Below are 10616 nucleotides of genomic sequence, written 5' to 3'. Positions count from 1 at the left end.
CGATGGTCTGAAAAAGATGCGTGATAATAAAGCATGACCCGCTTGACGGCTAGCGCCGTCGGAGACCCTTGTAATGCCCGAGCAAGATCTACGTTTACAACAGCTGCAAGTCTGGCTGGATGAGCAGTTACCGATCCTTTTCAACGCTCAAGGCTGGGGTGTCGTCCCCCCGGCCACGTTGACCGCGGCCAGCAGCGACGCGAGTTTCAGGCGTTACTTCCGGTGGGAGGGAGGCGGTCAATCTTTCGTCGTCATGGACGCGCCCCCACCCCAGGAAAACTGCAAACCTTTCGTCGATATCGCCGATTTACTCGCGAAATCGGGAATTAATGTGCCAAAAATTTATGCAGAAGATTTGCCTCGCGGCTTTCTTTTGCTCAATGACCTGGGCAGAAAAACCTATCTGGACGTGATTGACGAGCAAAACGCCGATCAATTGTTTGCCGATGCCATCGACGCGTTGCTGGCATTTCAGCAATTGCCGATGCACGCGCCGTTGCCCAGCTATGACGTCGCCTTGTTGCGCCGTGAGCTGGAATTGTTTCCGGAGTGGTACGTTCGCCGGCATTTGGGCATCGAACTCGATGCTCAGCAGCAGGCCCTCTGGCAGCGCGTCAGCGACCATCTGATCGACAGCGCATTGGCCCAGCCCAAAGTGCTGGTGCATCGTGACTACATGCCACGCAACCTGATGATCAGCGAGCCGAACCCCGGCGTGCTGGATTTTCAGGATGCGGTCTACGGTCCGGTAACCTACGACATCACTTGCCTGTTCAAGGATGCGTTCCTCAGTTGGCCCCAGGCTCGCGTGCGTGAGTGGCAACTCGGTTATTGGCAGCGCGCCGCGCAACTGGGCATCCCGGTGCAGGCTGACTTCGAAGAATTCCTGCGTGCCGGCGACCTGATGGGCGTGCAGCGTCACCTCAAGGTGATCGGCATCTTTGCGCGCATCTGTCATCGCGACGGTAAACCACGTTATCTGGCGGACGTGCCGCGCTTCTTTACTTATATAGAAGCGGTACTCGCCAACCGGCCTGAGCTTCGCGAGCTGGGTGAATTGCTCACCAGCTTGCGCCAACCTGTCGAGGCGGGCGTATGAAAGTCATGATCCTGGCGGCGGGCAAAGGTGAGCGGATGCGCCCGCTCACCCTGCACACGCCCAAGCCCCTGGTGCAGGCCGGCGGCAAGCGGCTGATCGAATATCACCTTGAAGCGCTGGCGAAGGCCGGCTTCACCGATATCGTTATCAACCATGCCTGGCTTGGCCAACAGATCGAAAGCTACCTGGGTGACGGTTCGCAATTTGGCTTGCGTATCCAGTATTCGCCCGAGGGCGAGCCACTGGAAACCGGTGGTGGGATTTTCAAGGCGTTGCCGTTGTTGGGGGACGAACCGTTCCTGCTGGTCAATGGCGACATCTGGACTGACTACGACTTCGCCAGTCTCAATAAGCCGTTGGAAGGGCTTGCCCATTTGGTCATGGTCGACATGCCTGAGCATGCGCCGACCGGTGGCGACTTTTATCTGAGTAACGGTTTTCTTCATGATGCCGCGCCCGGCGCCGATAACCTGACCTTCAGTGGCATTTCAGTGCTCGACCCCCAATTGTTCGCGGGTTGCAGTGCCGGTGCCTTCAAGCTCGCGCCGCTGTTACGGGCGGCCATGGCGAAAGGTCTGGTAACGGGGGAACACATGACAGGACGCTGGATTGATGTCGGCACGCTGGAGCGTCTGGCGCAGGTCGAAACCTTGCTGTCAGCGGGGCAGTAGGATGTTGTGGCCAGGGACGCTGATCGGCGCCGGAGTTGGCTTTGCCATTGCCAGTATTCCGGGGGCATTGTTGGGTGCATTGTTGGGACAGGCGCTGGACCGCCGCCTTCAGTTGCAAAGTTGGGCGCAGTTGCGCGAACGCCTTGGCGGGCGTCCGGCATTGCGCAATGACGAACTGTTGTTTGTGCTGTTGGGGCGTCTGGCCAAAAGTAATGGTCGGGTCGTGGATGGGCATATCCAGCAGGCGCGGCAAGAGATGCGCTCGTTGGACATGACCGAGTCGGCCCAGCGTCGTGCTATCTCGGCATTCAATCGGGGCAAATCCGGTTCCGACCGGGTGCGCACCTATCTGCGGGTGCTCAAGGCTCAACCCCATGCGGCGGAAGGGGTGTTGCGTGCGTGCTGGCGCATGGCCTGGGCGGACGGCAGGGCGGATGACGCCGAGCGTGATTTGATCAATTTGTGGGGGAAGTGGCTCGGCTGGACGCCGCACCAGCTCCAGGCATTAGCCGCCGACTACGCGCCGGAGCGCAAGCCGCTGGCCAGCCGCGGCGGCGCCTATCAGGAAGCGTTGCGGATTCTGGGGGTCACGTCCACCACCGAGCCGTCAGTGATCAAGCGTGCTTATCGTCGGCTGCTCAGTCGCCACCACCCGGACAAGGTTGCCGGCAGTGGCGCCAGCCCCGCGCAGGTGCGTGAGGCGACCGAGCGAACACGCGAGCTGCACAACGCCTATGCGTTGATTCGCGAGCACCGGGATTTTCGTTAGTAGTCACAATCTGACAGTGATAACCCGATCAAATGTGGGAGCAGGCAAGCCAGCTCCCACATTTGATCGGTTTATCAACTTCAAGTCAGTCGGCCGCGGCCTGCGGGCTCAACCAGCCGCGAACCCGACGATACAACTGCTCCTGCTCGGCTGAACTATTGCCGGGCAAGGTCTTGAGTGACACCTGTTTATAGCCGTCATTCTTCGCACGCTTGGCAGCCTGGACGCGCGCCAGTGCGTTTTTGCGGTCTAGGGCGCTGTCTTGGTAGAAGACATCCGCCGTAGGCACTTTCAGTGTCGGAGCCAGTTGTTGCAGGTCCGGCTGTCGACCCGCAGGCGTCTTGCCAGCCACCATCACCAACTTTTGTACCTGAGCCGGTTGTTTCTCGCTCAGGTAGCGTGCGGCCCACCAGGCGCCAGTGCCATGGCCGAGTAGCACCACGCTGCGGGCGCTCTGGGTCTGGGCGAAGGCGACGGCAGCGTCGATACGGCTGAAAATGCGCTTGGCGTCGGTCTTGTCCTGTTCATCCGCACCTGGCACCACCGCCGGGTCAGTGCCTTCGCCTTCGGCGCTCGCGGCTTGTTCGATGGGTTTGGCGGCTGTGCTGCCGTTTTTGCTGCTGGTGTCGACGGCGGCCTTGGGCGCTTCGATAACGCGAGGCGGCAACGTGTCCATGCTCATGTCCGGCAACGACAGGCTGAGGGTGCCCCAGTCGGCGTCCGGTAATTTGCTTCGCAACGGTGCGATTGCTTGCGGCCAGTCAGCACTTTCCCCGGCGCCCGGTACGATAATCACCACGCCTTCGGGTTCGGCGCTGTTGCCCGGTTTCCACAGGGCCAGGAATGAGTCGCTGCCGGCTTGCAGTTGTTGCTGTTCGTGTTGCGGAATCTGCCGTTCGAGGGCGTTGGCTTCCTCCTGGCTGCGTTCGGGCAGGGCCTGGCGTTCAACGGGTTTTTCGGCGGCGGGTGCGGGGGTGTCAGCGGCCTGAACAGAAAAGGCGCTGGTAAATAGCAGCGACAGGCACAATGCTGGCAGTGCCGAACGGTTTCGATGTGGCATCGTTAATTTCCGGCCAGAAGTGATTCCGGCAGCCTAATGGGTTGATCAGTATTTGTCAGTGATGTGAGACGTGGATCATGGGTTTTCGCTGTCTGCTGGTTATCGGCTGTTTGTGCTTTGCCTTGATGGCGAGTGCCGCGCCTGCGCCTGTTGCACCGCAGGCGCAGCTCAATGCGCAGCAGCGTGAGTGGCTGGCCCAGCATCCGGAATTACGCGTGGGTTTGGTATTGCAGGCGCCTTACGCGCAATACGATCGACGCCTGCAGCGGTTGTCCGGGGCTAATGTCGAGTTGATGCAGTGGTTGGCCAAGGCACTGAACATTGAGCTTCTGTGGCGCAACTTTCCCAACCAGGAGCAGTTGGAAGCTGCCGTGCGCGACGGCGAGGTCGACATTGCCCCTGGCTTGCAACAAACCCCGGCCGGCTTGCGCCTGTGGTTGTTCACCGACCCTTATATGCGCGTGCCCCAGCATATTGTCGGTATCCGCGAAGGCGGTGGCGCGGTAGAGCTGGAAAAACTCGATGAGCAATCCCGCGTCGCTGTGCGCATGCCCAGCGCCGTGGCTGATTACTTGCGTAGTACCTATCCCAATCTGAACCTGCAAGGCGTACCTATGGAACGCCAGGCTTTGCAGTTGTTGGTGAGTCAGCAGGCGCGTTACGCCGTGGTGGATGAGGCGCAGTTGAGCCGGCTGTCAGGCGAGGCTGAGTTTGCCGGGTTGGCGGTAGTCGGCGACATCGGCCTGCCGCAATTGTTGCGGGTGGCTACGCGTCGGGAATGGCCGGAATTGGCGACCATCATGCAAAGTGCCTTGCGTGCAATACCCGCTCGCGACCTCGATCAACTGCACGGCCGATGGCTGCAACCCAAGTATCCACGGCTCTCGGAATCCCCGGGGCTGTGGCAAAACCTCTGTCTGCTGCTGGGCCTGTTTCTGCTTGCCAGCCTGGCAGTGGTGTTCTGGCAGCGCCGCCAGCAAAGAGTGCTGGAACACAACCTGCTGGCCGCCCGGGAAGAGAGTGCTGCCCGCGCTGCCGGTGCTGAAGCACTGCGCTTGACGCAGTTTTCGATTGATCAAAGCACCGTCGGCATTCTTTGGGTCAACTGGGACAGCCACGTTCGCTACGCCAACCTCGCCGCCGAAACCATGCTGGGTTACGAGCCTGGCGCGTTGATTGAGCGCCCGCTGATCGAGTTCGACCCAACCCTCACCATGGACCGCTGGCTCAACCTGTGGAAGCGCGCTCGCGCCAGCGAAGACGGACCGCAGAGTTTTGCCACCAATTGCCTGCGCGCCGATGGCAGCATTCTGCCCGCCGATGTGTCCTTGAGCTTTTTGCGTTATGGCGGCGGTGAGTACTTGGTGGTTTACCTCAACGACGTCACCGAGCGGCGCCGTGCCTTGGCCGCGTTGCAGGAAAGTGAGGCGCGGTTGCAGGGCATCGCCGCTAATGTGCCGGGGCTGGTGTTTCGCCTGGAGCGCTTGCCTCGCAGTGAAGCCATCGAGTTCGCTTACATCAGCCAGGGCAGCGAGGGGCTGGTGGGCTATTCGCCTGCGGTGCTCAGTGACCCGGCCATCGGTATTCGCAGCCTGGTGCATCCCGATGACCGCGCCAGTTATCACCGCACCCAGGACCAAGCCATCGAGACTGAAAGCAATTGGTCGTGGCAAGGCCGCATTCTCACTCGGCTTGGCCAGCAGCGGTGGGCCGATATCAAGGCCGTGACCCGCCGCCTGGAAGACGGCACGGTGGTTTGGGACGGGATTGTCTGGGACATCAGCGAGAGCAAGCGTATCGAGTTGGAGCTGGATGCCTCTCGTGCGCAATTGCGCGAACTGTCGGCCCACCTTGAAACCGTGCGTGAAGAGGAGAAGGCGCGCATTGCCCGGGAAGTACACGATGAGCTGGGGCAGATGCTCACCGTGCTCAAACTGGAAACCTCGATGTGCGAGTTGGCCTATGCACAACTCGACCCTGGGTTGCATGAACGCTTGAACAGCATGAAGCGCCTGATTGCCCAGTTGTTCCAGTTGGTTCGCGACGTAGCCACGGCGTTGCGCCCGCCGATTCTTGACGCTGGGATCGCCTCGGCCATCGAATGGCAAGCCCGTCGCTTCGAAGCCCGCACGCAAATCCCCTGTCTGGTGCAAGTACCGGATAACCTGCCGGCCCTGAGCGATGCCAAGGCCATCGGCCTGTTCCGTATTTTGCAGGAGGCGCTGACCAATGTGATGCGCCATGCCCAGGCGCATACTGTCGAGCTGACGCTGGCGATGGAGGGCACCAACCTGCGGCTGACCATCAGCGATGACGGCGTCGGTTTCATCCAGGCCCAGGGGCGTCCGGTGTCGTTTGGTCTGGTCGGCATGCGCGAACGCGTGCTGATCATGGGCGGGCAGTTGAGCCTGGACAGCGAGTTGGGGGAGGGCACTACCTTGAGTGTCACGGTGCCGTTGGATGCATAACGATAAGAGGAAGCCCTTGTGATTCGCGTATTGGTAGCCGAAGACCACGCCATCGTCCGCGAAGGCATCAAGCAATTGATCGGCCTGGCCAAAGACCTGCTGGTGGTCGGCGAGGCTGCCAATGGCGAGCAGTTGCTGGAAACCTTGCGCCATGTGCAGTGTGAGGTGGTGTTACTGGATATCTCGATGCCTGGCGTCAACGGTCTGGAAGCCATCGCGCGGATACGGGCGCTGAGCAACCCTCCGGCGATCCTGGTGCTGTCGATGCACGATGAAGCGCAAATGGCCGCTCGCGCCTTGAAGGTCGGTGCGGCGGGGTATGCCACCAAGGACAGCGATCCGGCCCTGTTGCTGACGGCGATTCGCAAGGTGGCGGCGGGAGGGCGTTATATCGACCCGGACTTGGCGGATCGCATGGTCTTCGAAGTCGGCCTGACTGATGCGCGGCCGTTGCATTCGCTGCTGTCGGAGCGCGAGTTCTCGGTGTTCGAGCGCCTGGCCCAGGGGGCCAACGTCAACGACATCGCCCAGCAACTGGCGCTGAGCAGCAAGACCATCAGCACCCATAAGGCGCGGTTGATGCAAAAGCTCAATATCACCTCCTTGGCTGAACTGGTGAAGTACGCGATGGAACACAAACTCCTCTAACCGCATAGATCGTTCCCACGCGGAGCGTGGGAACGATCATGTCTGTTTGCGACCTGTTTTACAGACGCTGAACCCATTTCAGGCGCCCGCTGTTGGCGCACTGTTCCATCCCCGCCATCGCTGTAGGGCAATCCCTACCCCAAACCTTCCAACCGGCTGATGCAATTCTCTCCCGGCCCCCGATTTCCGGGGGATCCGGCCTGGACTACGCTTGTGCCACAGCAGTCCAAAACACAAAGGTGCGGGTATGAGCGAGGTGGATTCAAATGATGTGCTGGTCAGCTTTCGTGGCGTGCAGAAGAGCTACGACGGCGAGAACCTGATCGTCAAAGACCTCAACCTGGAAATCCGCAAGGGCGAGTTCCTCACCCTGCTCGGGCCGTCCGGTTCGGGCAAGACCACCAGCTTGATGATGCTCGCCGGCTTTGAAACGCCGACCGCGGGTGAAATCCTGCTGGCCGGGCGCTCCATCAACAACGTGCCGCCGCACAAGCGTGACATCGGCATGGTGTTCCAGAATTACGCGCTGTTCCCGCACATGACTGTTGCTGAGAACCTGGCGTTCCCGCTCTCAGTACGGGGCTTGAGCAAGACCGATATCAGCGAGCGGGTCAAACGCGTGTTGAGCATGGTCCAGCTCGACGCCTTCGCCCAGCGCTACCCGGCGCAGCTGTCCGGCGGCCAGCAACAGCGCGTTGCGCTGGCTCGGGCGTTGGTGTTCGAGCCGCAGTTGGTGTTGATGGACGAACCCCTCGGTGCGCTCGACAAACAACTGCGTGAGCACATGCAGATGGAGATCAAACACCTGCACCAGCGCCTCGGCGTGACGGTGGTGTATGTGACCCACGACCAGGGCGAAGCCTTGACTATGTCCGACCGCGTGGCGGTGTTCCACCAGGGCGAGATCCAGCAGATTGCCGCGCCGCGCACCTTGTACGAAGAGCCGAAGAACACCTTTGTCGCCAACTTCATCGGCGAGAACAACCGCCTCAATGGGCGTCTGCACAGCCATACCGGCGAGCGCTGCGTGGTGGAACTGGCACGGGGCGAGAAAGTCGAGGCGCTGGCGGTGAATGTCGGTCAGGTCGGCGGCCCGGTGACGCTGTCGGTGCGCCCGGAGCGCGTCAGCCTCAATGGTTCCAGCGAAAGCTGCGTCAACCGCTTCTCTGGGCGGGTGGCGGAATTTATCTACCTGGGCGACCACGTGCGCGTGCGCCTGGAAGTCTGCGGCAAGGCCGATTTTTTTGTGAAACAACCGATTGCCGAGCTGGACCCAGCGTTGGCGGTCGGCGACGTGGTACCGATTGGCTGGCAAGTCGAGCACGTTCGCGCACTCGACCCACTTCTAGAGGCGAATTAATCGCCCCCATGGCTTCACCAACCCTGCACGTGGAGAGAACAACAATGTTGAGATCCCTTAAATATTCCGCCCTGGCTATCAGCTTGATGGGCGCGACACAGGCCATGGCAGGCCCGGACCTGACGGTCGTGTCCTTTGGTGGTGCGAACAAGGCGGCACAGGTCAAGGCCTTCTACGCACCGTGGGAAAGCGCAGGTAACGGCAAAATCATCGCGGGTGAGTACAACGGTGAAATGGCCAAGGTCAAAGCCATGGTCGACACCAAGAGCGTGTCCTGGGACCTGGTGGAAGTGGAATCGCCGGAGCTGTCCCGTGGCTGCGACGAAGACATGTTTGAGCCGCTGGACCCGAAACTGTTTGGCGATAACGCGAACTACGTGAAGGGCGCGATCCAGCCATGCGGCGTGGGCTTCTTTGTATGGTCGACCGTGCTGGCGTACAACGCCGACAAACTCAAGGCGCCACCTGGGGGCTGGGCAGATTTCTGGGACGTGAAAAAATTCCCGGGTAAACGCGGCCTGCGCAAAGGCGCCAAGTACACCCTGGAATTCGCTCTGATGGCCGACGGCGTGGCGCCGAAGGATGTCTACAAAGTGCTGGCCGGTAAAGATGGCCAGGACCGCGCCTTCAAGAAACTCGATGAGCTCAAGCCGTACATTCAGTGGTGGGAAGCGGGTGCCCAACCGCCGCAATACCTCGCTTCTGGTGACGTGGTCATGAGCTCGGCCTACAACGGCCGCATCGCTGCCGTGCAAAAAGAAAGCAACCTGAAAGTGGTATGGAACGGCGGCATCTACGATTTCGACGCCTGGGCCATCCCTAAAGGCCTCGCCAAGGACCGCGCCGAAGCGGCGAAGAAATTCATCGCCTTCTCGGTACAGCCGCAGCAGCAGAAGACCTATTCGGAAAACATCGCCTACGGCCCGGCCAACACCCAAGCCGTACCGTTGCTGGCCAAGGACATCCTCAAGGACATGCCGACCACCCCGGAAAACATCGCCAACCAGGTGCAGATCGACGTGAGCTTCTGGGCGGATAACGGTGAGCAACTGGAGCAGCGTTTCAACTCCTGGGCTGCCAAGTAACCAGCGTGCGAGGTTGTTGTGGCGAGCGGGCTTGCCCCGCGTTGGGCTGCGTAGCGGCCCTAAAACCAGGCACCGCGTTCTGGCTGACAGAGCGCGGTGGATTTAATGGGGCTGCTTCGCACCCCAACGCGGGGCAAGCCCACTCGCCACAGGGTTTGCTGTACATCGCAAAAATGTCGTTATTTTTAGTATTCCGGAGTTAGCCATGGCCATCGCCGTTCCCTCGAACGAGGTCAACAGCCCCACCCTCAAGCAGCGCCTGGCGCGTGCCGAGCGGCTCAATCGCTGGAAGGCCCAGGCCTTGATTGCGCCGCTGGTGCTGTTCTTGCTGCTGGTGTTCCTGGTGCCGATTGTTGCGCTGCTCTACAAGAGCGTCGGCAACCCGGAAGTGGTGGGCGGTTTGCCGCGTACCGTGGTGGCGGTAAAGGCCTGGGACGGTCGTGGTTTGCCGGGTGAGCCGGTGTATCAGGCCCTTAGCGAGGACCTGGGCGAGGCTCGCAAGAATCAGACCTTGGGCGATCTGTCCAAGCGCTTGAACATGGAACTGGCCGGCTATCGCAGCCTGCTGACCAAAACCGCGCGGGCGCTGCCGTTTACCGAAGCGCCTGCCTCTTATAAAGAAGCGTTGGAAACCCTCGACGAACGCTGGGGCGACCCGGCGTATTGGCAGGCGATCCGGCGTAATACCAGTAACCTCACGCCCTACTACCTGCTGGCGGCCGTCGATCACCGTATCGACGACCTGGGCGAAGTGGCCCCGGCTACCCCGGATCAGGCGATCTACCTGGATATCTTCGCCCGTACTTTCTGGATGGGCTTGGTCATCACGTTTATCTGCCTGCTGCTGGCGTATCCCCTGGCCTACCTGCTGGCCAACTTGCCGGCGCGCAAAAGTAACTTGCTGATGATTCTGGTGCTGTTGCCGTTCTGGACCTCGATTCTGGTACGGGTGGCGGCGTGGATTGTGTTGCTGCAATCCGGTGGCCTGATCAACAGCGCGCTGATGGGCATGGGTTTGATCGATAAACCCATGGAGTTGGTGTTCAACCGCACCGGGGTCTACATCTCCATGGTGCACATCCTGCTGCCGTTCATGATTTTGCCGATCTACAGCGTAATGAAAGGTATCTCGCCGACCTACATGCGCGCGGCGATTTCCCTGGGTTGTCACCCGTTTGCCAGCTTCTGGCGCGTGTATTTCCCGCAAACCTATGCCGGTGTGGGCGCTGGTTGCCTGTTGGTGTTCATCCTGGCGATTGGTTACTACATTACCCCGGCGTTGCTGGGCAGCCCGAACGATCAGATGGTCAGCTACTTCGTGGCCTTCTATACCAACACCAGCATCAACTGGGGCATGGCGACGGCGTTGGGCGGCTTGCTGCTGCTGGCGACCGTGTTGCTGTACCTGATCTATAACCGGCTGGTGGGCGCCAGCCGCCTGCGCCTGAGCTGAGGA

The 10616-nt window shown here is 60.6% G+C and carries 9 protein-coding genes; 8 read left to right on the top strand and 1 reads right to left on the bottom strand.

The genetic code is table 11. The features are described 5' to 3' along the window. The first annotated feature begins 73 nt into the window (after positions 1-73). From BFL40_RS15605 to BFL40_RS15595, 3 genes are read left to right on the top strand one after another with little or no spacing between them, the layout of a single operon-like run. A complete protein-coding gene (locus tag BFL40_RS15605) occupies positions 74-1099 on the top strand; it encodes an aminoglycoside phosphotransferase family protein (protein ID WP_071484841.1) in 1026 nt (341 codons plus the stop codon). Next, on the top strand, positions 1096-1770 hold the full coding sequence (gene murU, locus BFL40_RS15600) for an N-acetylmuramate alpha-1-phosphate uridylyltransferase MurU (RefSeq protein WP_071484840.1): 675 nt from the start codon (positions 1096-1098) through the stop codon (positions 1768-1770). The genes BFL40_RS15605 and murU overlap by 4 nt, the downstream gene beginning before the upstream one ends. Before the next feature lies 1 nt (position 1771). After that, positions 1772-2539 carry a TerB family tellurite resistance protein gene (locus BFL40_RS15595; RefSeq protein ID WP_071484839.1) on the top strand — a complete coding sequence of 256 codons (768 nt, stop codon included), beginning with the start codon at positions 1772-1774 and terminating at the stop codon, positions 2537-2539. Positions 2540-2624: 85 nt separating this feature from the next. On the opposite strand, the gene BFL40_RS15590 is transcribed toward BFL40_RS15595, so the two are convergent. Further along, positions 2625-3599 carry an alpha/beta hydrolase family protein gene (locus BFL40_RS15590; protein WP_071484838.1) on the bottom strand — a complete coding sequence of 325 codons (975 nt, stop codon included), beginning with the start codon at positions 3597-3599 and terminating at the stop codon, positions 2625-2627. 77 nt (positions 3600-3676) lie between these two features. On the opposite strand from BFL40_RS15590, the gene BFL40_RS15585 reads away from it, so the two are divergent. From BFL40_RS15585 to BFL40_RS15565, 5 genes are all read left to right on the top strand, one after another. Then, positions 3677-6067 (top strand): PAS domain-containing sensor histidine kinase, encoded by a 2391-nt coding sequence (locus tag BFL40_RS15585; protein WP_071484837.1) that lies wholly within the window; start codon positions 3677-3679, stop codon positions 6065-6067. Between the two features lie 18 nt (positions 6068-6085). Beyond that, positions 6086-6715, top strand: coding sequence for a response regulator (locus BFL40_RS15580; protein WP_071484836.1), 630 nt, complete (start codon positions 6086-6088; stop codon positions 6713-6715). A gap of 247 nt (positions 6716-6962) precedes the next feature. Beyond that, the gene (locus BFL40_RS15575) at positions 6963-8075 is read left to right on the top strand and encodes an ABC transporter ATP-binding protein (RefSeq protein ID WP_071484835.1); all 1113 of its coding nucleotides are present in this window, start codon (positions 6963-6965) and stop codon (positions 8073-8075) included. A gap of 44 nt (positions 8076-8119) precedes the next feature. Further along, positions 8120-9160, top strand: a complete 1041-nt coding sequence (locus BFL40_RS15570; RefSeq protein WP_071484834.1) for an ABC transporter substrate-binding protein — start codon at positions 8120-8122, stop codon at positions 9158-9160. Between the two features lie 205 nt (positions 9161-9365). Then, positions 9366-10613 carry an ABC transporter permease gene (locus BFL40_RS15565; protein WP_071484833.1) on the top strand — a complete coding sequence of 416 codons (1248 nt, stop codon included), beginning with the start codon at positions 9366-9368 and terminating at the stop codon, positions 10611-10613. The last annotated feature ends 3 nt before the right edge of the window (positions 10614-10616 follow it).

The sequence above is a fragment of the Pseudomonas costantinii genome (assembly GCF_001870435.1).
GTDB lineage: Bacteria > Pseudomonadota > Gammaproteobacteria > Pseudomonadales > Pseudomonadaceae > Aquipseudomonas > Aquipseudomonas costantinii.
This window is presented reverse-complemented; position numbering and strand designations above follow the sequence as displayed.

Coding starts and splice junctions, on each gene's coding strand:
- BFL40_RS15575 (WP_071484835.1), top strand. CDS start 6,963: ATGAGCGAGGTGGATTCAAATGATGTGCTGGTCAGCTTTCGTGGCGTG.
- BFL40_RS15570 (WP_071484834.1), top strand. CDS start 8,120: ATGTTGAGATCCCTTAAATATTCCGCCCTGGCTATCAGCTTGATGGGC.
- BFL40_RS15590 (WP_071484838.1), bottom strand. CDS start 3,599: ATGCCACATCGAAACCGTTCGGCACTGCCAGCATTGTGCCTGTCGCTG.
- BFL40_RS15605 (WP_071484841.1), top strand. CDS start 74: ATGCCCGAGCAAGATCTACGTTTACAACAGCTGCAAGTCTGGCTGGAT.
- murU (WP_071484840.1), top strand. CDS start 1,096: ATGAAAGTCATGATCCTGGCGGCGGGCAAAGGTGAGCGGATGCGCCCG.
- BFL40_RS15565 (WP_071484833.1), top strand. CDS start 9,366: ATGGCCATCGCCGTTCCCTCGAACGAGGTCAACAGCCCCACCCTCAAG.
- BFL40_RS15595 (WP_071484839.1), top strand. CDS start 1,772: ATGTTGTGGCCAGGGACGCTGATCGGCGCCGGAGTTGGCTTTGCCATT.
- BFL40_RS15585 (WP_071484837.1), top strand. CDS start 3,677: ATGGGTTTTCGCTGTCTGCTGGTTATCGGCTGTTTGTGCTTTGCCTTG.